General features: G+C 36.9%; 30 protein-coding genes and 1 pseudogene. 11 read left to right on the top strand and 20 right to left on the bottom strand.

Translation table 11 applies throughout. The annotated features are described in order from the left end of the window. Positions 1-59: 59 nt before the first annotated feature. From ychF to Q5O24_05960, 14 genes are all read right to left on the bottom strand, one after another. Positions 60-1,157, bottom strand: coding sequence for a redox-regulated ATPase YchF (gene ychF / locus Q5O24_06025; protein ID WKY48873.1), 1,098 nt, complete (start codon positions 1,155-1,157; stop codon positions 60-62). Between the two features lie 42 nt (positions 1,158-1,199). Beyond that, positions 1,200-1,817: a Yip1 family protein gene (locus Q5O24_06020; protein WKY48872.1), complete on the bottom strand. Its 618-nt coding sequence runs from the start codon at positions 1,815-1,817 to the stop codon at positions 1,200-1,202. Between the two features lie 11 nt (positions 1,818-1,828). Beyond that, entirely contained in the window at positions 1,829-3,124 is a 1,296-nt protein-coding gene (locus Q5O24_06015; GenBank protein WKY48871.1) for an ABC transporter permease, read from the bottom strand. A gap of 11 nt (positions 3,125-3,135) precedes the next feature. Next, positions 3,136-3,972, bottom strand: a complete 837-nt coding sequence (locus Q5O24_06010) for a hypothetical protein (protein WKY48870.1) — start codon at positions 3,970-3,972, stop codon at positions 3,136-3,138. A 19-nt stretch (positions 3,973-3,991) separates the two neighbouring features. After that, entirely contained in the window at positions 3,992-4,726 is a 735-nt protein-coding gene (locus Q5O24_06005; GenBank protein WKY48869.1) for an ABC transporter ATP-binding protein, read from the bottom strand. Next, positions 4,699-5,052, bottom strand: coding sequence for a ribosome silencing factor (gene rsfS / locus Q5O24_06000; protein WKY48868.1), 354 nt, complete (start codon positions 5,050-5,052; stop codon positions 4,699-4,701). Before rsfS ends, Q5O24_06005 begins: the two co-directional genes overlap by 28 nt. 36 nt (positions 5,053-5,088) lie before the next feature. Next, positions 5,089-5,655, bottom strand: coding sequence for a bis(5'-nucleosyl)-tetraphosphatase (symmetrical) YqeK (gene yqeK, locus Q5O24_05995; GenBank protein ID WKY48867.1), 567 nt, complete (start codon positions 5,653-5,655; stop codon positions 5,089-5,091). Beyond that, complete coding sequence (gene nadD, locus Q5O24_05990; GenBank protein ID WKY48866.1) at positions 5,648-6,289, bottom strand: nicotinate-nucleotide adenylyltransferase; 642 nt, start codon at positions 6,287-6,289, stop codon at positions 5,648-5,650. Before nadD ends, yqeK begins: the two co-directional genes overlap by 8 nt. 25 nt (positions 6,290-6,314) lie before the next feature. Further along, positions 6,315-6,668 carry a YhbY family RNA-binding protein gene (locus Q5O24_05985; GenBank protein WKY48865.1) on the bottom strand — a complete coding sequence of 118 codons (354 nt, stop codon included), beginning with the start codon at positions 6,666-6,668 and terminating at the stop codon, positions 6,315-6,317. A 56-nt stretch (positions 6,669-6,724) separates the two neighbouring features. After that, complete coding sequence (gene obgE / locus Q5O24_05980) at positions 6,725-8,008, bottom strand: GTPase ObgE (GenBank protein ID WKY48864.1); 1,284 nt, start codon at positions 8,006-8,008, stop codon at positions 6,725-6,727. 159 nt (positions 8,009-8,167) lie between these two features. After that, positions 8,168-8,455, bottom strand: coding sequence for a 50S ribosomal protein L27 (gene rpmA, locus Q5O24_05975; protein WKY48863.1), 288 nt, complete (start codon positions 8,453-8,455; stop codon positions 8,168-8,170). 12 nt (positions 8,456-8,467) lie between these two features. Continuing rightward, complete coding sequence (locus Q5O24_05970) at positions 8,468-8,800, bottom strand: ribosomal-processing cysteine protease Prp (GenBank protein ID WKY48862.1); 333 nt, start codon at positions 8,798-8,800, stop codon at positions 8,468-8,470. Next, the gene (gene rplU, locus Q5O24_05965; GenBank protein ID WKY48861.1) at positions 8,800-9,117 is read right to left on the bottom strand and encodes a 50S ribosomal protein L21; all 318 of its coding nucleotides are present in this window, start codon (positions 9,115-9,117) and stop codon (positions 8,800-8,802) included. The genes Q5O24_05970 and rplU overlap by 1 nt, the downstream gene beginning before the upstream one ends. Positions 9,118-9,451: 334 nt before the next feature. Beyond that, positions 9,452-10,903 (bottom strand): transposase, encoded by a 1,452-nt coding sequence (locus tag Q5O24_05960; protein ID WKY49218.1) that lies wholly within the window; start codon positions 10,901-10,903, stop codon positions 9,452-9,454. A gap of 166 nt (positions 10,904-11,069) precedes the next feature. Between Q5O24_05960 and srtB the strand changes: the two genes are divergently transcribed. After that, complete coding sequence (srtB, locus tag Q5O24_05955; protein WKY48860.1) at positions 11,070-11,783, top strand: class B sortase; 714 nt, start codon at positions 11,070-11,072, stop codon at positions 11,781-11,783. 32 nt (positions 11,784-11,815) lie between these two features. Here srtB and Q5O24_05950 read toward each other — a convergent pair whose 3' ends face one another. The 6 genes from Q5O24_05950 to Q5O24_05925 form a co-directional block, all read right to left on the bottom strand. Next, positions 11,816-13,243 (bottom strand): sodium:alanine symporter family protein, encoded by a 1,428-nt coding sequence (locus Q5O24_05950; protein ID WKY48859.1) that lies wholly within the window; start codon positions 13,241-13,243, stop codon positions 11,816-11,818. 336 nt (positions 13,244-13,579) lie between these two features. Next, complete coding sequence (locus Q5O24_05945) at positions 13,580-14,263, bottom strand: TIGR03936 family radical SAM-associated protein (protein ID WKY48858.1); 684 nt, start codon at positions 14,261-14,263, stop codon at positions 13,580-13,582. Then, on the bottom strand, positions 14,256-16,109 hold the full coding sequence (locus Q5O24_05940) for a TIGR03960 family B12-binding radical SAM protein (GenBank protein WKY48857.1): 1,854 nt from the start codon (positions 16,107-16,109) through the stop codon (positions 14,256-14,258). Before Q5O24_05940 ends, Q5O24_05945 begins: the two co-directional genes overlap by 8 nt. A gap of 208 nt (positions 16,110-16,317) precedes the next feature. Beyond that, complete coding sequence (locus tag Q5O24_05935) at positions 16,318-17,073, bottom strand: protein kinase (protein WKY48856.1); 756 nt, start codon at positions 17,071-17,073, stop codon at positions 16,318-16,320. After that, positions 17,009-17,713: an ABC transporter ATP-binding protein gene (locus tag Q5O24_05930; protein ID WKY48855.1), complete on the bottom strand. Its 705-nt coding sequence runs from the start codon at positions 17,711-17,713 to the stop codon at positions 17,009-17,011. The genes Q5O24_05935 and Q5O24_05930 overlap by 65 nt, the downstream gene beginning before the upstream one ends. Before the next feature lie 81 nt (positions 17,714-17,794). Next, positions 17,795-19,024 carry an MFS transporter gene (locus Q5O24_05925; protein ID WKY48854.1) on the bottom strand — a complete coding sequence of 410 codons (1,230 nt, stop codon included), beginning with the start codon at positions 19,022-19,024 and terminating at the stop codon, positions 17,795-17,797. A 140-nt stretch (positions 19,025-19,164) separates the two neighbouring features. Here Q5O24_05925 and Q5O24_05920 point away from each other — a divergent pair, with 140 nt between their 5' ends. From Q5O24_05920 to Q5O24_05875, 10 genes and pseudogenes are all read left to right on the top strand, one after another. Further along, positions 19,165-20,061, top strand: coding sequence for a DUF445 family protein (locus Q5O24_05920; GenBank protein ID WKY48853.1), 897 nt, complete (start codon positions 19,165-19,167; stop codon positions 20,059-20,061). An 83-nt stretch (positions 20,062-20,144) separates the two neighbouring features. Then, positions 20,145-21,161 (top strand): annotated as a pseudogene (locus Q5O24_05915) (branched-chain amino acid aminotransferase). A gap of 68 nt (positions 21,162-21,229) precedes the next feature. Continuing rightward, complete coding sequence (locus tag Q5O24_05910; GenBank protein WKY48852.1) at positions 21,230-21,415, top strand: hypothetical protein; 186 nt, start codon at positions 21,230-21,232, stop codon at positions 21,413-21,415. Positions 21,416-21,762: 347 nt separating this feature from the next. Further along, a complete protein-coding gene (locus Q5O24_05905; GenBank protein WKY48851.1) occupies positions 21,763-22,245 on the top strand; it encodes a Na+/H+ antiporter subunit E in 483 nt (160 codons plus the stop codon). Between the two features lie 2 nt (positions 22,246-22,247). Then, positions 22,248-22,508: a monovalent cation/H+ antiporter complex subunit F gene (locus tag Q5O24_05900; GenBank protein WKY48850.1), complete on the top strand. Its 261-nt coding sequence runs from the start codon at positions 22,248-22,250 to the stop codon at positions 22,506-22,508. Further along, positions 22,505-22,813, top strand: a complete 309-nt coding sequence (gene mnhG / locus Q5O24_05895; protein WKY48849.1) for a monovalent cation/H(+) antiporter subunit G — start codon at positions 22,505-22,507, stop codon at positions 22,811-22,813. Before Q5O24_05900 ends, mnhG begins: the two co-directional genes overlap by 4 nt. Continuing rightward, positions 22,806-23,357, top strand: coding sequence for a DUF4040 domain-containing protein (locus Q5O24_05890; protein WKY48848.1), 552 nt, complete (start codon positions 22,806-22,808; stop codon positions 23,355-23,357). The genes mnhG and Q5O24_05890 overlap by 8 nt, the downstream gene beginning before the upstream one ends. Next, positions 23,338-23,613, top strand: a complete 276-nt coding sequence (locus Q5O24_05885) for a hypothetical protein (GenBank protein WKY48847.1) — start codon at positions 23,338-23,340, stop codon at positions 23,611-23,613. The genes Q5O24_05890 and Q5O24_05885 overlap by 20 nt, the downstream gene beginning before the upstream one ends. Next, the gene (locus tag Q5O24_05880) at positions 23,606-24,004 is read left to right on the top strand and encodes an MnhB domain-containing protein (protein ID WKY48846.1); all 399 of its coding nucleotides are present in this window, start codon (positions 23,606-23,608) and stop codon (positions 24,002-24,004) included. Before Q5O24_05885 ends, Q5O24_05880 begins: the two co-directional genes overlap by 8 nt. Continuing rightward, positions 24,004-24,357 carry a cation:proton antiporter subunit C gene (locus tag Q5O24_05875; GenBank protein WKY48845.1) on the top strand — a complete coding sequence of 118 codons (354 nt, stop codon included), beginning with the start codon at positions 24,004-24,006 and terminating at the stop codon, positions 24,355-24,357. The genes Q5O24_05880 and Q5O24_05875 overlap by 1 nt, the downstream gene beginning before the upstream one ends. Positions 24,358-24,446 lie beyond the last annotated feature (89 nt).

The raw sequence follows: 24,446 nt of genomic DNA, 5'->3' as shown, positions 1-24,446 counted from the left end.
AATTTTCTCAACACGTGAAAGTTGCCGCTCCGCTGAGTAAAAAATATACTCTTAATCAATCAGACATTGAAACGGAAATATGTTACATCCCCATCTTTCATAATGTAGTCTTTTCCTTCAATTCTTGTAATTCCTAACTCTTTAGCTTTTACTTCCGAACCAGCTGCTACAAGTTGATCGAAATCCGTAATTTCTGCTCGAATGAAACCTCTTTCGATATCTGTGTGAATTTTACCTGCAGCTTGCGGCGCTTTTGTGCCATTAATTACCGTCCAGGCTCTAATTTCCTGGGGGCCAGCAGTTAAAAACGTAATCAGCCCCAACAGTTTATAACCCGCCGAAATAACCTTATCCAGACCTGATGCCTCAAGTCCCATATCAGCAAGAAATTCTTTCTTCTCTTCCTCGTCAAACTGTGCAATCTCTTCCTCAATTTTAGCAGAAATTTTAATTATTTCCTTGTGTTCACCTGAGTGGTTATCAAGTACTGTCGTTCTTAACCTCTTGACCATATCATTATCTTCGAGTAAATTGTCTTCAGCCACGTTTGCGATATACAATACCGGTTTAGTAGAGATCAACTGCAGACTTTCAATATACCCCCATTCTTCAGATGAATAATCTGATTCATTAGGCATTTTTCCTGCTTCCAGAACATGATGTAATTTTTCCATTAATACCATATTTGCTTTTTCTGTTGGATTTGCTTTAGCTAGTTTTTTTGTTTTTTCCATTCGACGTTCAAGCATTTCCATATCAGCAAATATCAGTTCAAGATTGATGGTTTCCAAATCGTCAATGGGGTCAATTTTTCCTTCAACATGAACGACATTATCATCTTCAAAACATCTAACGACATGAGCAATTGCATCCACTTCCCTAATATGCGATAAAAACTTGTTTCCAAGCCCTTCACCCTTACTGGCACCACGTACAAGTCCAGCGATGTCTACAAATTCAATAGATGTCGGGATAACTTTCTTCGAATTATACATTTTTTCTAGCACAGCAAGCCTAGAATCTGGCACTGCTACAATTCCTACATTAGGATCGATAGTGCAAAACGGATAATTGGCTGATTCTGCCCCTGCTTTTGTTAAAGCATTAAAAATCGTACTTTTACCAACGTTGGGCAAGCCAACAATTCCTATTTTCATGTTATACCTCTGTATTAATAATATTTTTTTCTATACGCTTTCTTATTCAAGGCTGCTTAAACCAGAAAGCGAATTTAATGACACCAGTGAAATCACTAAACTAACTGCCGCTGTTATAAGTTTTAAACCGATTACTGGAATAGCTGTTTTTTTATAAGATAAACCGTAAAACACACTGAGACCAATAATAGTCAAAATCATTTCCCAAATTGAAAAAACATTAAATATTCCACTTAAAAAATTAATCCAATCGAATTCATAAGCAGCTTCCAAACTGACCGGACCTTGGAAAATCAGATTAAAAACGGCGTGAATAACCATTGGAAAGCTAGAAATTCCTATCACATAAGTCGCCTTTTTAAAATCGCCTTCTCCATTCATTTTTTTCAAAACAAAATTAAGTATAGCACTTTTAAGCAGCCATCCTCCCGTCAACGAGAACACTGAGCCAATTATTCCAGAAGCAACAGAAATCATTTTGACCATCGATACCTGATCTTCTGGAAGATTTAACTGAGACACAGTATTTCCCGCAATTATTCCTGTTATAATACTAACAGAAATAATAATCAACACTGGAATCCAATATGTCAGTTTTTCTTTTTCCAACTGATTTCTAAAAAAACGAACCGGATGAATCAGTAAATTTAAATAGTTCATGGTTTCCCCTCTCATTCACTTCGTATTGCATCTAAGGAGCTTAAATTTGCCGCCTTAATTGCCGGGCGTACCCCTGATAACATGCCTACCAGAGCCGAAAATATCAGTGCGAAAATTACAAGTCCTGGCGTTATATAGGATATCGTAACTGATTCTCCAGCTAAAAACAAACCTGCAATCAGGTTAATTAAAACAGAAATTACAATACTAATAATCACGCCAATTCCGCCACCAATAAAACCAATCATTGTCGACTCCGCTATAAACATATCTCTAATATCATTGATTGATGCGCCTATTACTTTCATAATACCAATTTCACGGGTTCTTTCATAGATTGACATGGTCATCGTATTAACAATTCCAATGCAAGCTACCAGTAACGACACTCCACCAATTCCACCCAGTAAAATCTGTAGCATACCAAATACACTGCCCATCGAATCTAGAATCTGCTGCATTGAAAAAACGGTAAAATCCATCGTCTCAATTTCAGCTGTAACACCAGTTACTGCGTTTGAATCCTCTACTGTTACCAATACCTCTGAATAACCGCTCTTATCAAAATTTGTACGAATTCCAGTTTTCCATTCATTCATATCATTAACAAGCTGATCACTGGCAATAATAGAGTAATCCTCTGAGCCGCCAGTTGCTTCCAAAACGCCAGTTACCTTGACTTTTTCAGTCCTAACCTCTTCTTCGCCGATATCATTGATACGAGTAATTACCAGGTTAATTCTCTTTCCAATTAGGTCAGCAGGTTTTATTTCTGATGTTTCAATTGTAGTTGCTCCTGAAGAATAGGAGTAGGTGGATAAAACTTCCTGACCTAAAATAACTGATGTTTCGTCATTACTGTTAGGTTTTTTTCCTTCAATCGTGTTATAACGCATATCATCAAGTGCCTTATAATCTAGACCCATTAGTGAAACCGAATATTCCTCGCGTCCCGTCTCCATTGTGACATCATTTAAACTGATAACAGGGGTTACTGCTACGACACCATCAATTCTTTTAATATCTCCAAGCGCATCATCATTAAGTACTATTTTATCATTATCCTTTTTTCCGCCTGATAAGCCGGAAACACCCATAGAAGATAAGTCAGGATAGACCTGAAGCGTTGTAATTGAACCAATATTAGATAATTCTCCGACAATACTCTTTTGCGCCCCGCTGCCGATGGAAACCATCACTATAATTGAAGCGGTTCCAATAACAACCCCAATAATGGTCAGAATTGTTCTAAACTTCATTCTCCAGAGATTCTCCCAAGACAAAAGCAAAAGTTCCTGTTTATTCACAAGACCCTCCTTTATGCACCAATCCCAAACAATGCCTTTAAAAATCGGGTGATCGGATTTTCGCCAGCATCCTCGTTTGCCGATACTATTTCATCTTCAGGAACAAGGATAGTAACCTCACGTTCGATAATTCGCTCATTATTGAAGCTATCCAAATATTTTAACGTGATTTTAGCTGGGTAAGATCCTTGTGCGTCAGCAGATACTGTTGTTGAAAAATCGTCATAATCGTCTTTTTCAAATGTACCATAATACTGAAACTCTGTACCAAAAGTCAAGTTTTCTCCGCTTATGGCAAGCTGAACTCCTTTTACTGAATTAGCACCAAAGTTAGCAATCTCGACAGTTATTTCATTTTCATCAGCAGTGACTGTGTACATATCTGGTGAAATAATAGACATAGAATCAGCTTCGTTCAGAAATACACCGACAGTTCCAGTCGACTGATACTCTGTCTCCCCCCATGATTCGTAATCGATCATTAAATTCAAATTGTAGTTCTTTGCTTCTGCAGATGGCGCAGAAACCATCGGAATATCAATGGTCGCACTTTCACCAGAATCTATTTCTTCAACAAAAAACTGATTGCCATTACCAACTATAGAAAAAATTCCCAAATCCTCAGAACCGGCTATGGAAGCCGCATCAAGCGTTATATTATATGCGTTATACTCACCGTAATTTGTCAGCGTGACAGACATCACAAATTCTTTTCCCGGTGCAACAATTTCCGGTGAAAAAGACACCGAACTCACTTGCAACAGCGGTTGTTCTGGACCTGCCAACACTACCATTGGACTAAATAAAAACAATAATGCTAATAAACATAAGGAAAATTTCTTCTTCATACCCTCTCCATTTCCTAATTCACTGATTGATGGTGCGTTCAATCACACCATCTTTCATATGAATTACTTTCGTGCAGTATTGAGCAGCTTCAGGATCGTGCGTCACTATTACAAAAGTCTGTTTTGACTCCCGATTAAGCTTTGTAATCATCTCCATTATATCTTCACTTGTTTTGGAATCTAGATTTCCAGTCGGCTCATCGGCCAGAATAATTTCCGGAGTATTTACCAAAGCTCTGGCAATACTAACGCGTTGTTGCTGCCCTCCGGAAAGTTCATTAGGTTTATGGTCGAAACGGTCAGCAAGCCCAACAATTGACAAAGCTTCTTTCGCTCGACTGATCCGTTTATCTTTTTTTACACCCGCAAATGTCAGTGCCAATGCCACATTTTCAATAGCTGTCATCGTTGGAATTAAATTATAGGATTGAAAGATAAAACCAAGGTGCTCTCTTCTAAATAGACATAACTCATTCTCATTCATTTTGCTGATTTCAAATTCCCTTATTTGAACAAGTCCCGATGTTGGCGGCACCAGTCCTCCCAGAACGTTTAAAAAGGTGGATTTTCCGGATCCTGAAGGACCAAGAAGTGCCACCATTTCACCTTGTTCAATATCCAGATTAATCCCTTTAAGTATATGAATCGGTTTTTTTCCCAATACAAAATCTTTTCGCAAATCTTCGATATGTATAAACACCGCTTCACCCTCCAGATTATTACAATTTAACGAGCCACTATTCCTTCTTTCCATAAACTGTCAAGATCATAAGTTTCTCTTTCACTTTGATGGAAAATATGAACGATCACATCATAATAATCCATTAAAATCCAACGCGACTCGCGCGCTCCTTCAATTCCTTTCGGAAAAATCTCAAGTTCTTTTGTTTCAAATTCGATATTATCAGCAATCGCTTTAACTTGCCGCTCAGAGCTACCACTAGCGATAACAAAATAATTGGCAACACTTGTTTTTTCAGAGACGTTGAGAATATCGATATCAAAACCATTTTTCGCCTCAATCCATTCTCCAATTTTTTTTGCAAATTCTTCTGCAGTAATAAAAATCACTCCTTTCATTCATTTTTTTATTTTTCAAAAAACAGGGTACCAATTTCATCTTAATCGTAATAAAAAATCATTTCTAGCTAAAACTGTCCGTTTGTGAATCAGTTGACCTTTTTCGAGAAGATAACGTAAGGAATGAGTTAAGGCTTCAAGTACAGCCGCATCTAAGTCAAAAGCAGCCAGGTCTCTTAACTCAGACACTCCGTCAAAATCTCGGCCAGGTTCAATATAGTCTGCCAGATAAATAATTTTTTCCAATTGAGTCATATTTTTTCGCCCTGTAGTATGGTATCTAATCGCATTGAGAACAGTTTGATCTCTTATCCCATAATCTCTATGAGCAATCACAGCACCAACCGGACCATGAAGAAGACTTGACTCATGCTTTGATACCCGATCAATTTTAATTCCATATTCTTTTGCTAGACCGATTAATTCGTCTCTCGAAATATTTCTTGCGCAATCATGCAGTAAGGCTGCCTGAATGATTTGTTCCATTGGCTCATGATATCTGACCGCCAATTGTTTTGAAACTTCCAATACACCAAGAGTATGATTGAAACGTTTAGGTGTTAACTGTGTAGTAAGTTTTTCTTTTAATGTTAATTCATTCATTTTTGTTCACATATTCCATTTCCGGCAAGTACAGACTATTCTCTATAATATATTCTCTTACTGCCTCCGGCAATAGATAGCGTATTGAATACCCATTCTTAATTCGGGCTCGAATATCTGATGAAGCAATATCCATTTGTGTAGTATACAGCTTATGAATATCTGCATCATAAATATCGCAGAGTTCCTCAATTCTATCATCTAATTTGCTGTGTGAGTAACCCGGCCTAAAGGTCGTAATGAAAATAACTGACTTCAGTAATTCATCTGCGCCCTTCCATCTTGTAATTTCAAACATAAGATCTGCGCCCGTAATAAAATAGAATATACAATCGGGATAATCCTCTTTCAGAACATTTATAGTATCAATTGTATAAGTAATACCGCTTTGATCAATTTCATGAGTCATCACATCAAAATAAAAATTATCCGCAATAGCCAATTCAACCATTTTTAGCCGGTGTTCTCTGGGAATTTCATCTTGTGTTAATTTAAATGGGTTATTTCCAGTTGGTATAAATAAGACTTGATCTAACTGAAACTGATCTCTTGCCGATTCTGCCAACAGTAAATGACCCATATGAATCGGATTGAAACTACCGCCCAATAATCCAATTTTTCTCTTATTATCCATAATTACACCTTAACAAATCAGATATCTAACGCTTATTCAATTTTCCTGACGATTTTTTTTTGACACGCTTTATCGGTTTTACATTTTTGCTGGGTACTTCAATTCGCGTTTTTAAAAGATTCTTTTTATAAAGCACAAATTTATTTCCAATTATACAAACAAGTTCCGCTTTGATCGCCTCAGCAAGTTCGCTGCCAGCCTGACCGGCATCAACCAACGCATTTCTCTGTACTTTTCCCTTAACCAGTTCTCTGGCAATCACAGCCTCTCTGGTCTGTTTAATTAGTGTTGGCGTAATTCCATCTTTTCCAACATAAATAATATCAGGCTGATCAGCTGCCAGTTTTCTCAAATAATTTCTTTGTTTGCTCGTTAACATTTTTTCAACTTTCCTGTTAATTATTATAACATACTTCTTTATAACTTTACAAAATCCTATCGATAGTACTCAAACTCTATTTCATTGAGTCTGACTATATCTTCATCTTGAATGCCCATCTTTTCAAGTTCAGAAAAAACACCTTTCTCTTTTAAAACGCGCTGAAAATAACCTACTGAATCTAAATCATCGAAATTGACAGAATTAATCAATCTTTCCAGGAAATCAGCAACGACTACGAATACGTCTCCGTCCATCTCAACCCGGAATGATTTTTGCTCAAATTCAGCCTGAAAGACCTTTTCTTCTTCTACGCCTATATCAAAAATCGGTTCAACTTCCCCAATCTCGTCAAGCAGGACTACCATTCGGTCCAACAGTTCATCGAGTCCTGAACGAGTGGCAGCCGAGATAACAAAAACTTCATAGCCTCTTTTAACCAGTTCGGCTTTTGTTTCTTCAATAATTGTACTGTCGTTTGTTATATCTGATTTGTTCAAAGCGACGATCTGACATCGATTAGATAGTCGTTCATTATATTTTTTTAATTCCCCATTAATAATATCAAAATCTACTAGCGGTTCTCTTCCTTCTGATCCAGACACATCAAGAATATGCAACAACAGCTTTGTTCGCTCGACATGTCTTAAAAACCGGTCACCCAAACCTGTACCAACATGGGCTCCTTCTATCAAACCGGGAATATCTGCAATTACAAAAGGTTCTGCATTTTTCCACTCTACAACCCCAAGATTAGGAATAATAGTAGTAAAATGGTAATTGGCAATTTTGGGTTTTGCTTTCGTAATAACTGACAAGAGAGTTGATTTTCCCACATTTGGAAAACCGACCAACCCCACATCAGCCAAAAGTTTTAGTTCAAGAATCAGTGTTTTTTCCTGTCCTTTAATTCCACCTTGAGCAAACCGTGGAGCTTGACGCGTTGATGTTGCATAATTCATATTGCCACGACCACCACGACCGCCTTCAGCCACTACAAAACTCTGACCATCTTCAGATAGATCGCAGATGATTTGACCTGTCTCCTTATTTTTAACCATCGTCCCAACAGGAACTTTAATAATTAAATCTCCGCCGTCTTTACCTGAACTTCTGCCACCAGTTCCATTTCCACCATTTTCCGCTTTTTGTTTCCTTTTGTACTTAAACTCCATTAATGTCCGATGACCATTATCTGCCATGAATACAATATTACCACCTCGGCCACCATTTCCACCATCTGGTCCACCGTTTGGCACATATTTTTCTCTACGGAAACTCATCCCTCCATGACCGCCATCTCCAGCTTTGACATAAATTTCAGCTTGATCTATAAACATTTTATCCTCACTTTTCAGGAATATAATACTCCATTTAATTTAGTTCTTCGTTATTCAGTGCTATCCTATACTATATTCCCGTCTTGTAAAAAATAAAACCTCTTAGCTGTTAAACGAACATAAGAGGTTTTATCAAACATATTATTTATAAGTTGAAAACTAAATCGCTTCTCTAGGGTAAATACTGACCTGCTTTTTATCACGGCCTTTTCGTTCAAATCGAACAACGCCATCTTCTAAAGCAAATAAAGTATCATCTCCACCTTTTCCAACATTTAGTCCTGGATGAATTTTAGTTCCTCGTTGTCTCACCAGAATATTTCCAGCCAGAACAAACTGACCATCACCTCTTTTAACACCTAGTCGCTTTGACTCACTGTCACGACCATTTCTTGAACTACCTACTCCTTTTTTATGAGCAAATAGTTGAAGGTTCATTTTTATCATGATTTTCACCTCCTAATTATCAATTTCTTCAATTCTAAGATAACTTCCGTATACTTCTTCAACACCTTTGATTCCAAGAATAAAAGTATCAAGAAGTAACTGTGTTTCTCTCGTTAGTATTTCATTATCAGTTTCAGGTATAGTAAAAGAAACAGCGCCCTCATCTATCTTTTCGTTGAGATCTTTTCGCCCAACGATTTCAGTTAATCCGTTAAGAATACTGATGGTTAAGACTGATACAGCTGCACAGACAATATCCTCCCCGGCATCAGCAAATCCGGCATGTCCTAAAACTGTGATTTTGCAAATAAGCTGATTACTTCTAATGATCTTAATATGTGTCATTAGGCTTCAATACTTGTAATTTTAACCTTCATATAAGGCTGACGATGACCTTGTTTACGACGATAATCTTTTTTAGATTTGTATTTGTAAACAATCACCTTAGGACCTTTTGCTACTTCAAGAAGCTCAGCTTTAACTACTGCATTTTCTACTACTGGTGCACCTACAACCATTTCACCATCTTTATTGACAGCTAAAACATCTGTAAATGAAATTTCTTTAACATCAGCTTCTTCAAAATTAATTTTTTCAATCTGGATCACATCATCTTTTTGAACACGATACTGTTTTCCACCTGTTTTAATAATAGCGTACATAATTCCACCTCCTCTTACCAAACTCGCCACAAAAGGTGCTTACGACTTAAAACCTTCTATGCGCGGTACATAACATTAGAATGTTACCACGTTGATGTTATCTTGTCAATGATTTTATTTTCTAGTTCTATGAATGATCTTTTTTATTTTTGGTATAATAATCATATCATAAAATAGGTAATTGCGAAATGAAAACAAAAATGAAAAAAATGAGAAAGTAGAGCATGAAGAGAGCTGATTAAAAAAGTATGACAAAAAAAGCAGGAAGCGTTGCAAAAAAAAGGCGCAAAAATAAAAGCCTGAGAAAAGCCTGAAAAAAACTTTATTTTAGCAGTTAGGCAATCAGTTTTTTAAGACTGCGGATGTATTGAAGCTGATGAATGTTGTCAGCAAGAATGACAGTAATCAGCTGGGTAATGCCAGCCAGGAGCAGATCCGCGCGAAGCGTCCGAGCATTTCTTGTTTTGCGACCGGCAACACAGAAAGAATCTTTGAAATGATTGAGTGACTGTTCAACAACACCGCGAATTTTATAGATTTGCTGCCACTCGTCAGTACCCCGAAGCGTACCTGGGTAAGCTCTAAGGTTTTTTTCAGGGTAAACATAGAACATCCGGCCACAGGAAGAAGGTGTGCAGGGTTTTTCGCAGAAACACTGACGTTTGGATTTACCGGATTGCTGCCTGACCCATCGGGTTTTGGGACAGGTAAATTTAAAGCGGACGAGACCATTTTTACGCCTGGTTTTACCTTCCGGTTTCATGGGAAGTGAAGGGTTGTCCGGACAACAGGGGATACCATGCTCATTAACCGGGCAATCGGAATAAGAAAGGGAGCCCCGCGAATTGAGGGGAATGAAGGCTTTTTCAAACTTTAAATCAGTCAGCAGCGAGTGATAAATGACTGAGCTGTCAAAAGCGGCATCACCAATAAAAAGTTTGGGAACAATCAGCGGATGCTTTTTAAAAAAGTCGGAAAGAACAGGAATAAGTGCTTTGGTATCATGGAGCGACTTGTCCTCGTCGGGAGAATCAGACTTTTTCTCAACAGCAATATCAGGATGATCAACCAGAAAGTTGGCATCATAAAAAGAGATATCCCGGACAATGCCAAGGCCGTTGGTGATCATGCCGAATTTATAGACATAACAGAAATGACCGTTGATATAAAGCTGTTTAATAGAAGAATTGGCTTTAGCGTGGGTGGGCATGGCGCCATAGGCGGCCTTGTAGGGATCATAGGAATCATTCAGCTGATGGGTTTTCTTGAAAGCTTTGAGCTGTTTGATGATTTTATTGGCAAATTTGGGATTATTTTCAGTAACATAGGCTTCAATTCCCGAAGTATCAAAGATGGTCATCATGGCCTTATGAGCATCGATCTTTTGGCAGATTGGTTCAGTTACATCAACAAGTTGATGAAAAAACGATTGTAAGTCCGGAAGATAATCTTGCTTGAAGCGAGTCAGCTGGGATGCGTGGGGAACTCTGCTGAAACCGCAGAAATCCCTTAATTCGCTGGAAAACTTGAGAAAAGTGATCAGCAGGGTGTCAGTGGGAATGGAAAAAATTCGCTGCAGAATGAATGCCCAAAGAATGGAACAAAGCTCAAAATCACGGTGTCGCCCATTACAAGCATAGTAATGACTGTAAAAAGAATGTGGAACCAGAGCATGAAGGTCAAGTTTTTCTTCCAGCAGTGAAAGAAAGTGATGTTTGTCCTGTTCAAAAAAATGAGTGCAATCAGCATAAATTTCAGCAAACGAAAGCTGTTTTTGTGGTAAAATATCCATATATAACTCCTTTCAGGATGATGGATTGTTGTGGTTGTAACTCAATTTTATCATAATCTGGTGAGGAGTTATATTTTTTTATGTTAAAAATATCCCGCTATTATGCGGGTTATGGCATTTCGCAAATGCCTAATATCATAAAATATCAGGAGGTAGAAATTTGAACACTCGCAAAAGCAAAGCCCTGTTCTTTATCGGTTTGATCGTTTTTTTTTCTTTCATAGCACTATTAATATACAATTTCTATCCCATCTCAATACAGAAACAGCAAAATGCTAGCCTGATCGCAATAGCAACGCAAAATCAAAACTCTAAAAGTGATGAGCGAATCGACTTTGAATCACTAAAAGCACAAAATCCTGATACTACTGGCTGGATAAAAATTGGAGGAACTCCCATTAACTACCCGGTCATGCAGTCTACAGATAATGATTTCTATTTACATCACAATTTTTATAAAGAAGATAGTATTCCCGCTTCAATTTTTCTAGATTATCTGTGTGATGGGATAAATACCAGAAATTATGTTCTATATGGCCATTATATGTCAGATGAATCGATGTTTGGTTCACTCTGGAATTATCAGAATCCAGAGTATCTTGCGGACCATCCTGTCATCGAATTCGATATGCCTGGACAAAAGAAAGACTGGGAAATATTTTCCGTCTACACTATTCCCGCTAATTATGACTATCGGCAACCAGAGTTTGTTGATGATAACGACTTTTTTCAATATGTCAGTCGGCTAAAAAACAACTCCACATATATGATCGATGTTGAACCAAAACCAACTGATACCATTTTAACGCTATCAACCTGCATTTATACTTTTGACGATGCCCGTTTAGTTGTTCAGGCAAGAATGATAAATTAAAAGGAACCGAACTAATTCGGTTCCTTTTAAAACTAATTATCACTAACTGAAACACCTGAATCTCGAATTCCTGACTTTTCCAAAGGAAGGACATTTTCCTGAAAATCAAAGCATGACTCTGCGATTACTTTATTTAAAACAATCAAAGAAATTAAGTTTGGAATCGCCATTAGACCATTCATTGTATCAGAAATATTCCAGACAATATCTAATGTTGTCGTTGCACCGATAAAAGCAACGATACAGAAAAGAAATCTATAGGCTCGAATCACCTTGTGGTTATCAACAATAAACTCCAGAGCCTTTTCACCATAATATTCCCAACCTAAAATCGTTGAAAAAGCAAACAGCATAATTCCAAATGTAACTAGCCAGCCACCGACTGGACCTAATGCTGACTGGAAAGCCTGAATTGTCAAGTCGGCTCCCATAACAACTTCCCCAGCAGCATCAAGAGATCCTAATACACCTGACGAGGCGATTGCAAGGCCAGTCACGGTACAAACTACTAAAGTATCAAAGAATGTACCTGTCATATTGATATAACCCTGACGTGACGGATGGTCTGTTTTAGCTGCCGCAGCTGCAATCGGTGCCGAACCAAGACCGGCCTCATTGGAAAAGACTCCTCGGGCAACTCCCCATCGCATTGCAGATAACATACTTGCAATAATAGTTCCACCAATTCCACCACTAACAGCTTGAAAAGAAAAGGCCATTGAGAAAATCTGAGCTACTCCAGATGGTAAATTCTCTATATTCAGAATAATAACTAAAATCCCAGCTGCAAAATAAAATACAGCCATAAAAGGTACAATCACCCCGCAAACACGACCAATGCTTTTGATTCCACCCATTAAAACGATTAATGCAAGGACCGTGATAATAGCCCCAACAATCCAAGGCGCAACACCAAATGTGTTGTTAACAGCTCCCGCTATAGAATTAGCCTGAGTCATATTCCCTATTCCAAAAGATGCCATTACTGCAAAAAACGCAAAGGAATACGCCAGCACCGATCCCAGAGCTTTGTTTTTGAAGCCGTACTTCATCGCATACATTGGACCACCTGACATTTCACCATCTTCATTCACATGACGATACTTAACAGCCAGAACACTTTCAGCATATTTAGTTGATAAACCAAACAATGCACTAATCCACATCCAGACAAGAGCACCTGGCCCCCCTAAAACCATCGCAGTTGCAACCCCAACAATATTACCAGTTCCAATTGTGGCTGCTAACGCTGTCATTAAAGATTGAAACGGTGTAATGTCACCCTTCGATTTGGGTGATTTATCCTTCTTGAATACAGATTTAATCGCGAAACCAAGGTTTCTCCAAGGCAAAAATTTTAGACGAATTGTCAAAAATATTCCCGTTCCCATCAATAGAGCCAGCATTACAGGACCCCATACAAAATTATTGACCGTTGAAATCAATTCCGAAAAGTTCATTACTTCCTCCAATAACCGATTTTATAATAACGTTGGTATTCTATCATGTCTAATTTTATTTCGCAATATGAAAATATTGCATATTAAAATTCCTAATAAGAATTTTTTAACCTTACCTAATTATTTATCAAATGGATAAATACTGTTATTCCCAAATTCGCTTATACTTATCTGCAATATTTCAAGTCTACATAAAAATACATTTGAGGTATTCTCCCTGATAATATTCCCCTCTCTTATACATTGGGTAACTATATACAAAGCTGGCTCATTAAGAACTCTAAATTTAGATTAGCGTTCTTAATGAAACCAGCTCTGTATCTGTTTATTTAAATATTAAAAGCAATCATTTTCTAAAATTAAATCTTTTCGATGAATCAAAATAGTTGGATCAATCAAAAAAACAGGACTTTCATTTTCGTTAAAACTTGTTAATATCAATTCCGGCTTTACTGTTTTCTGATCATCATATAGAACATCAATACCAATTTTAACGAGTTTATCTGTCACCTCTTCAATAGTGATATTTTCAATAAAAGGTCTGATATTTTGAATAACTTTTTTACCCCGCTTATTGCGTTTTTCAATTTCAATAGAATCACGGTTGAGAAGGTGTTTAACCATATCTTCCAGCTCTTTTCTCTCTATATCTCCAGCCAGCTTAACCTCAACGCCATAACTGCTTTTTCTAAGTAATGCTGATAGTGACTTTTGTTTTTCATCGCAAATCCAGGCACTAACTACTTCTAACCCTGAGGGAAGACTATCGTTTAAAAGCCTTACAAAATCTTTAATTTCTATATTCGATTTAGACACAACTTCACCATATTCACAGTCACTGGTTAAACCTACAGACATCGCTAGTGCAAAAGACATTTTCGGATGGGGATTAAAACCATTCGAATATGCAACTTCAATACCCGCTCGACGAAATGCCCGGGCAAACAACCGTTGCTGATCCAAATGTGATAGAAAACGCAGTCGCTCATCTCTTTTAAACTGATATTCAATTCTAAGCATTGCATTTCCATCCTTTCTTGAATGAAAGAATCCCACAATCTGAACACTTTTCTCGACAATATTGGGTTTTCAGAGCCTTTATTGAACGCTGATACTCTTCAACTAAAAATGTTTTTGTCACACCGGTATCAATAAAATCCCATGGCAGCTTTTCGTCAAATGTTCTCTGACGAAGTGCATAAAAGTTTGGATCTACACCAGCTTCTTCAAAGGATTCCGTCCACTTTTCAAAATCAAAGTGTTCATGCCAGCCATCAAATCGACAACCTTTTTCATGCGCAAGTTTCAATACTTTCCCAAGTCTTCGGTCACCTCTAGCAAATACTGCTTCTAAAAAACTAACTTTACTGTCATGCCAATTATATGATATTTTACGATCTTTTATAGAATTTTTGAGATGCTTCTGTTTATTTACAAACTCTTCCTGCGGATTTTGTCCAAACCATTGAAATGGGGTAAATGGTTTAGGAACAAAACAAGATGTACTGAGAACAAGTTTAAGCGATTTATTCCGCTTCTCTTTTTCTATTCCATAGTAACATTCCACAACCTTTTGCCCTAAATCGGCAATCCCCTCAATATCTTCTAATGTTTCTCCTGGTAAGCCAATCATAAAATACAGTTTAATGTGACCCCATCCTTTAGAAAATGCAGTCTCAACTGTCTCAATCAGATTTTCTTCAGTTACTCCTTTATTGATAACATCACGCATTCTTTGAGTTCCCGCCTCAGGAGCCAAGGTAATACCGGTTTTTCTGACCTTTTGAATTTCTTCAAGCATTGAAACACTCAGAGAATCAATACGTAGCGAGGGAAGCGAGATTCCAATCTTCTGATTCTCATAATCTGTTACAAGATCATGGATTAGATTTTCAATCTCGCTGTAGTCGCCAGAACTTAGTGAGGATAGAGATACCTCATCATAGCCTGTATTAATAATCAGCTTGTTTATCGATTCCCTGATCTTATCCGGAGATTTTTCTCTGGTTGGACGATAAATCATCCCAGCCTGACAAAAACGGCAACCTCTGCCACATCCGCGAAATATTTCCATAGTAATCCGATCATGAACGGTTTCTGTATAAGAAACAAGCATTTTTTCCGGATAATATACATTATCCAGATCCTCTACAAAACGCTTTTTAACAGTCGTAGGCACACCAGCTTCAATCGGAAAAAAATCTTCAATTTGACCATTTTCTGCATCATAAGTCACCTGATAGAAAGCCGGCACGTAGATACCGGACAATTGTGCCGCAGATTTCAAAAATTCTTTCCGACTTGTTCCTGATACTTTCCATGAATGATATAAATCCATTAACTCAAGAATGATTTCTTCCCCTTCACCCAATACAAACATATCAATGAAATCTGCCAAAGGTTCGGGATTATATGCACAGGGCCCCCCAGCAATCACAAAAGGATCTTCGATAGTACGTTCGACAGCTAAAAGCGGAATATTTCCCAGCTCAAGAATGTTTAAAATATTTGAATAACTCATTTCGTATTGCAGCGTAAAGCCCAGAAAATCAAATCTTTTTAAAGGCGTTTGCGATTCAAGACTAAACAGAGAGAGATTATTTTCACGTAACAGTAACTCCATATCTGTTCCTGGCGAAAAAACGCGCTCACACCAGATATCATTTCTTTCATTCAGAAGCCCATAAATTATTTTAAGGCCTAAGTGAGACATTCCCACTTCATAAAGATCAGGAAAACAGAAAGCAAAACGTGTAATATCTGTTGTATCTTCTTTATGTACTGCATTAATTTCATTACCCTGATATGTAATGGGTTTTACCACCTTTGGTAATATTTCTCTATTAATAATTTTTTTTGTATCCATATATTCCTCATTTGATTATTTTAATCATCATATCTTGAACGATATAATCTGCTTCTTTTCATTCTATCACAGTTTTGCAAAATTTTATTTACTCAACCTATTTCATTATCATGTAACCTTAGTTCTCTGTCAAACAAGATAAAAATTTAGTAATGCGCCTTATAGAAAATTATAACGAAACTTCCATGCCGCAATTTCGATTAAAAAACTACCGGTTCCAAGTATTCCGGTAGCAGATTTTAATTTCTTTAAATGATTGGAATGGCTTCTCAATATATAAAAGTCTCTTTATAAACTGAATCGAAGATTCTGGTATATTTAGATTGTAAAATGCATCGTTTTTCGGGCTAAAAAAAACATCACAACAACTTAATAAACGAATAATAACATCTCCTAAAGCCCAAAAATCAGTTTCAAAGTAGATGGAATGGCCTTTAATTTTTCGGGCACTCCCAAAATCAATTAAAAAAAGTCTTTCTGCATCCCATATCAAATTTGCTAGCTGAATATCGCGATGACGAACATTTTCACACTCAAGATATGTAAGCAGGTCAATTAAAGTTTCTGTTATACAGTTAACCTGCTTAGATGATAAATTAAGTCCCTTTTCTTCAATATCACTTAAACAAATTCCTGACTTTTTCTCCATGACCAGACCCAGAATCCCATCCCGTTCAAACATCTCTACAAATCTGGGAATCCCTGCGTGATTTAATTGTTTTAGCAATCTACCTTCATGCAGCACTTTTTGTTTTCGCCTTTTAACTTCGTTTTGCTTATAGATTTTTAAACAATAATCATGATTATTATTTCTCACTTTATAACATTTTCCAAAACGTCCAGTTCCGATAATTGAGAGGTTTTCATAGCCATAATAAGCTAAAATACCCGTTACGCCATTACCATTCAATTTCATCAACTGGCAAAGGTGTCGCATTGAGATAGCTTTTTTCCACTTTTCCATTTTTCATCAGAATCACCTTATCAGCCATTGGGGTAATTGCCGAATTATGGGTAATTAAAATCACTGTCATTTTTTCACTTCGACAGGTGTCCTGAAGTAACTTTAAGATATTTTTACCTGTATTGTAATCAAGCGCACCTGTCGGTTCATCGCATAAAAGCAACTTAGGCCTTTTTGCAAGTGCTCTGGCAATCGCAACACGCTGCTGTTCTCCTCCCGATAACTGTGCCGGGAAGTTTGCCATTCGTTCTGTTAGACCTACATTGATTAATGCTTCCTTAGCATCCATGGGATCTTTACAGATCTGAGTCGCTAACTCAACATTTTCCACCGCTGTAAGATTGGGAATTAAATTATAAAACTGAAAAACAAAACCTGTATCATAGCGCCGATATTCTGCCAGTTCCCGTCTACTGAGACGGGCGACATTTTTATCATCAACGATAACTTCACCTTCATCACAGTTATCCATCCCACCTAAAATATTTAACACCGTAGTTTTACCAGCTCCACTGGGACCAACTACAATAGCAAATTCGCCTTTATCAACATGAAAAGTAATCCCATTCGCGGCATTAATAGTCACTTCCCCCATATGATATTGTTTTATAACGTCTTTAAATTCAACAAAATGACTCATGATTACCTCTTTTAAACGCTTTTTTATCAGTATATCCTTTCACTCATTAGGCGTCAAGCTGATGCTCTTTGTTTAAAGATTCTATAAGTTTTCAAGTGCTGAAATTGTCTTTTCTTTGACAAAGAAAACTGAAACCAGACCAATAAAAAGAATGACCATGTGAAAGGTAAATGCGGTCTGAAACCCGCTGATAGCATAGTCTTCAGGTATCCACATTCCCCAAAGTTGTGCAATTATACTAGCTCCAACACCCCACATCATAAAGTTTGCTGTTCCCATTGCCGTCCCAACAAATTTTGCCGGCAAAATGGTACGAAGAAGTGAAAACCCTGTGGAAATGGTATAAAATTCTGCCAAACCCATCAAGATGAATATTGCAAAAACAGCTGTTTGATTTAAAACTGGAGCAAAAAAAGCCAGTATTCCAGTTCCTGCCATTAAAATTGTGCCCCCCAGCATTACAGCTTTACGAGGTGACGTTTTCTTGACCATCGTACCGGCAAAAAACGATCCGGTTACTGACGCAACGGCTGCCAGTAATAGTACATTAGCCGATGTATTAGCATCATATCCCAATCCTTGAATTAAGAAAACACCACCCCAGTTAGAAAAAATATTTTGAACTGTTGCAGTTGCTGCCATCATGAATAAAACAAGCATCCAATATTGGCTTTGTACTACTAATTTTCCCAACCCTTTAAAAGGGTTAGCACCATCCTGAATTTTATCTTCCTTTTTATCTCTGATTAGTATCCATGCTGCTAATCCAATTACAAATGAAATCAGGGCAAACACAAAGTAAGTGTTTCTCCAGCCAATTGATGCCATAAGAAGAGCAAGCGGGGTTGCTGCAACAATTCCTCCTGCTCGACCAAAAGCCATAAGATAACCATTCATGGCCGAGAAACGTTCTGGCGCTTCCCATTCTGCGATTACTTTACAAGCAGCTATATATACTGGTGCAATTCCAGCTGCAATTAATGCCCGCCCAATCAGAATCATTGCATAATTACTGCCAGTTGCCAGAAACAGTGTACCCACTGCTGCCCCAATATACAAAAACGCAATTAGTTTTCGGCTTCCAAATTTGTCAATCAAAATTCCTGCCGGCAAATTTGCAAAAGCATAGCAATAAGTAAAAATTGCTCCAAACCATCCTATTTGAGTCGGTGTAAAACCCAATTCCTCAATGAGAACTGGAGCTGACATACTTCCTGCATAACGATGAAAGTTTACAAAAAAATAAGCAATAAAAATAATTACATACATTGAAACCTTGCTTTGTTTCAACTTTTGATCTTCAGTTATCAAATCACCCTCCAAAAATACATTTTTTCTATTGTATCAGGATTATTATAATTAAACAATCGTTTTGTATCTATTTTCTTACTGGACACATATTTGCAAAAAGTTTAAAATACTCTTATTGAATTCTTGGAAAGGAACACAGTATGATTACAAAATTAATTGCCGGACCACTGATTGGCGGAATAATCGGATTTATCACCAACGGTATTGCAATACGAATGCTTTTTCGGCCGCTTGAAGCCGTATATCTTTTTGGCTTTCAAGTCCCTTTTACACCTGGTTTAATCCCTAAAGAAAAACCGAATATTGCCAGATCATTGGGACAAGTTGTCGCCAAACATCTATTGAATGAAGAGACACTCAAAAGAGGGCTTACTTCGGAAGAATTAGACGAAAAAATTTTAACTTCTGTTGATCATTTTTTAAATGCACATCAGAACTCTGATAAAACTATTAAAGATCTAATCCTTTCATTTGTAGGCACTGAACGGGGCCTGGCAATCCTGGAAAAAACAGAAGTGAAAATTGTTGCTGTCACCTATCAAAAAATGCAAAGGATGGAATTAGGTCCGATGATTTCTGAACTGGCGATGGAATCTATTTCTCAAGATCTTAACAATTCTATGTTCTCAATGTTTATTTCAGATAGTTTAATTGATTCTGTTCAGAAAAAAATGTCGTCAATCATTGATTCACTTGTTAATGAACGTGGCGAAGAAGTCATTCAAACGATCGTTGAAAAAGAAACTGACGAATGGCTGAACTTAAAAATTAACGATTTAATTACGCATCATCAGGATAAGATACCCGAATACAAACAAACATTATTGGATACTTATCACCAAATTATCGAAAAACACAGTCGTTCTCTGGTTCAGGCGCTAAATCTCGGAAAACTGGTTGAAGAACAAATTATTGCATTTGATGTTTTAAGCTTTGAAAAATTACTGTTGGAAATTATGAACAAAGAATTAAAGGCCATTATTTTACTGGGAGGATTACTAGGTGCTGTTATGGGTCTTGTAATGAGCTTTCTGTAATATACTCATAATTATTACTATCAATAAAATTATTTAGAAACAAATCTATCGTAATCAGAGAATTAAAAGAATTAGGAGGAAAAATGAAAGACAAATTAGATTTTTCAAATCTTGGTTTTAACTATATTAAAACCGATTATCGTTATATTTCACAATGGCGTGATGGAAAATGGGATTCCGGACAACTTACAGAGGATCACATGCTTCACATTGGTGAAGCTTCCCCTTGTCTCCATTACGGACAGCAGTGCTTTGAAGGTTTAAAGGCCTATTCCACCAAAGAGGGTGGTGTCCAATTTTTTAGGATTCATTAAAATGCCAAACGCTTACAATCTTCCTGTCGCCGTCTGCTGATGCCAGAAATTCCTGTAGACAAATTTATTGATGCCTGCAAATCCGTGGTTAGATCTAATCTTGAATATCTACCACCTTATGGATCAGGCGGAGCATTATATATCCGTCCTCTAGTAATTGGGGTTGGTAATAGTATTGCTGTGAAACCAGCCGACGAATATATCTTTACAGTTTTTTGTATGCCAGTTGGCCCCTACTTTAAAGATGGTCTTTCCCCGGTAAATTTTATGGTTTCTGAATATGATCGGGCAGCAGCTAATGGTACTGGTCAGCAAAAAGTAGGCGGTAATTATGCTGCCTCCATGATAGCTCATGAAATAGCGGTAAAAGAAGGTTTTGCAGACTGTATCTATTTAGACCCCATAACCCATACAAAAATAGAAGAAGTAGGTGCAGCCAATTTTTTTGGAATCACTGACGATAACCAGTTCATAACACCTGTTTCTTCTTCTATACTGCCTAGCATCACTAAATATTCACTTTTGTACCTGGCAGAACATTATCTTTCGATGGAGGTGCTTGAAGAAGACGTCTATATTGATCAACTCAATAGATTTTCTGAGGCTGGTGCCTGTGGAACAGCCGCAGTAATAACACCAATCGGAGGGATTTTTTATCAAAATCATCTGCATGTTTTTCATAGTGAAACAGAAGTAGGCCCGATTATAAAAAAACTTTATCTTACCCTAACTGAAATTCAGACTGGCGATCTTGAGGCACCTGTGGGTTGGATTGAACCAATTTAAAATAGAGTTTAACTTTTTTAAAGGATAGTGTATAATAAATAACACTAATGAATCTAAGTAGGAGTCTTATGAATACACAACTTTATTTTTTGATCAAGCGACTCTGTGATCTTGAACTCGAATTTTCCGGGTTAACCGAAGAAGAAAAGGAAATTGTTGTTTCCGCTGCAGAGCAAAAGGTCGGTACACTGTCATCTATACTAGATGCACTTGAGGACTTTTGCATTAATACATTCATTGATGATGATGAATAGGAAGGTATTATATGAAAATCGCTTCATTTGTTACAGCTATTATTGGTACCGCACTAGGTGCTGCGGCCTTAGCGTTAAGTATTATTGCACTGGCTAGAACTTCAAATCATTAATTTCCGACTAAGATGCTGAAAAAGAAAACCGATATACTTTCTTTTTCAGCATTTTTTTTATCTTACTAAATGGATTTGAAATATTCAGAATACTTCAAAAATTATATATATATATATGGTGCGTTTCCTTAAGAACACCGATATTGCTTTTTTCTAATGATAGTCTTATACTTAGAGTATCCGTTTATCCGTTAATTCTTGAGATTCTATTCAATTAGTCTAGAAAGGATTTCCATGTTAAAAGTTAACTACTTCGGAGATATTTTACTTTTTACAATCATCTGGATTCTATTAAATGGGAAATTTAATTTTTTACTCTTGGTGTCAGGTATTATTATTTCAATTTTAGCACTCTATTTTACTAATAAAGTGCTTCTTGGCAAATCCTATTCCGAATATTATCATTTACCTTTAATACCTATTTTTCAATATCTTATATATCTGATATTTCAGATTTTCAAATCTGGATTTACCTCTATTCCAAAGGTCCTTAAAGGAAATTGCCGGGTTAAAATAGTAGACTACCATACTTCACTTGATAGCAACTTGGCAATCTCACTACTTGCAAATGCTATTACGCTAACCCCTGGCACTGTTACTATTGATAAAAACGGAAATTGTTTAAGTATCCTTTGTTTCGCTGATGAAAACATCATCGATAATCCAGGGTCAGAAAGTACTTTTTCCAGATATGAAAAAATTCTCGGGGACATATAATCATGAATTTTCTTGAAATTACTCTTGCCGGTATTGCAGTATACACTATATTCAGCATTATCAGAGTTTTGGCCGGTCCCACTATTTGGGATCGCTTATTATGTCTAAATGTAATTTCAGCCAAAATTATTATGGCTATCGTTCTCTTTTCCGTTCTGACCAATCAAGAATTTCTGCTTGATATAGCCCTTGTTTACGCATTCTTAGGTTTTCTTGGAACAGTTCTGATTTCACGTTTTATTGAAAAAAGAGGTCATTTATGATTATCACTTGGATCGGCAAACTTTTTATCCTGTTTTCTATGTTTTTTATGCTGATTGGAATTATTGGTTTATTCCGTTTCAAGGATTTCTTTCTACGGATACTTATCACAGCAAAAATTGAAACAGTTGGAATGCTCTCAATGATGACTGGACTCATGTTTATTTCCGGTCTTAATTTTACGTCTCTGAAAATCTTTTTAATTTGTCTGGTTCTTATTTTCACCAACCCTTTAGCTTCTCACGCCATAGCCCGTTCTGCCAGAATCAGTGGCTACATCAGTCCCCAGGAGACAAAAAATGATTGAAAAAATTTTTTTAGTAGGTATGTTTGTGCTTGCAATTTTTGCCATTAACACTCCACACCTGCGCCGCTCCATAATATATCTTGGTATTTTTTCATTAATCAGCTCACTTGTTTATTTACTTCACGGCGCACCTGATGTTGCTATCGCTGAAGCTGTAATCGGAAGTACTATCACTACTGTTTTATTTCTGGTAGCCCTTAATAAATCACGTGTCTTTGTAATATACTATGGTAACATCGATTTCAATTCTGACATCTCTAAACTAACCATTAAAACCAGGGGGCAACTCCTTAAAAACATAGAAAAATTCCTGATTGATCAAGAATTTGAACCCCAACTAATACTAACAACTAAATCCTACGATAGTATTCTGGAAACAGAAGCCTTTGACCTTCTAATCTATCAGGACAATCATCAGCTTCTGATAACCGGACCGGACGAATACCATATGGATGCTATTGAGACTTTTCTAAAGAGCGACCATTATCAAGACCTTCAAATTTGTTTCGGGAGGTGTACTGAATATGAAGAATTCCATTCGTAGACTAATTCTTTTTATAGCTTGTTTAAGTATGTCGCTCATTATTATTTTCATTCAAAAACCTGGAGCAACTCTATCTGAAAAACCAGTCGCTTTATATTATCTGACGCATTTTAAAAGTGATTCCGGAGCATTAAATGCAGTCACCTCAATCTACCTTAATTACCGGGTATTTGACACATTACTTGAGACATTGATTCTCTTAATCTGTGTTATTGCAGTAATTCATTTTTCCTGGAGAAAGGATTCCGATGAATAAAATTAATGAACGATCCGAAATCATTTCAACTATGACCGGGTTCTTTTATCCTTATGTTTTACTTTTGGGGTTTTATATTATTCTAAACGGACACTTATCTCCAGGTGGTGGTTTTCAAGGTGGCGCCATTCTAGCATCCGTTTTTATAAGCCGTTATCTCGTAGAACCTGATAAATTTATCCGGATTCAAATACTTCAGACTGCAGAAAAAATACTTTTCTGCGCCATTATTTTCTTTGCAGTCTTAATTGGAATCTCACATCTAATGATATTTGGACATTTCTCTCAAATTTCCTATTTAATCATTATGAATGTGCTAATTGGTATTAAAGTATGTTGCGGATTGACTATTATTTTTTTTAGATATGTTTTTTATGAAGGAGGAATTTAGTGGAACATGTAAATGGCGAAAACATTGCTATCCTGCTTTTTTTTATCGGAATCTATGGAATGCTTGCAAGGCGAAACATTATTAAATCAATTATTTCACTTGGCATTATGGAGGTAGCAATTATTTTGTATTTTATCTCTTCTACCAGTCCAGCAGGTGCTTTGCCACCAATCGGTGATGCACTCGACTTGTCGGTAGTCGCAGACCCTCTTCCCCACGCTCTGATGATCACAAATATTGTCATCGGTATTGGCGTCACTGCAGTTGCATTAACCATGTATATCCATTTGTACCATCAATTTGGCACCAGCAATTGGATTAAGGTTAAAAGAAAAAGGAATAAAAATGATTAGTTTATATTGGTTCGTCCTCTTTCCCATCATCATCGGAGTTTGCGGGCTTCTTACATCTAATAAAATTGCAAATATTTTAACCACAACAG

It is taken from the genome of Eubacteriaceae bacterium ES3, assembly GCA_030586155.1.
Lineage (GTDB): Bacteria > Bacillota > Clostridia > Eubacteriales > Eubacteriaceae > Acetobacterium.
Note: the sequence above shows the minus strand (reverse complement) of the source record. Positions and strands in the feature narration are given on the sequence as shown.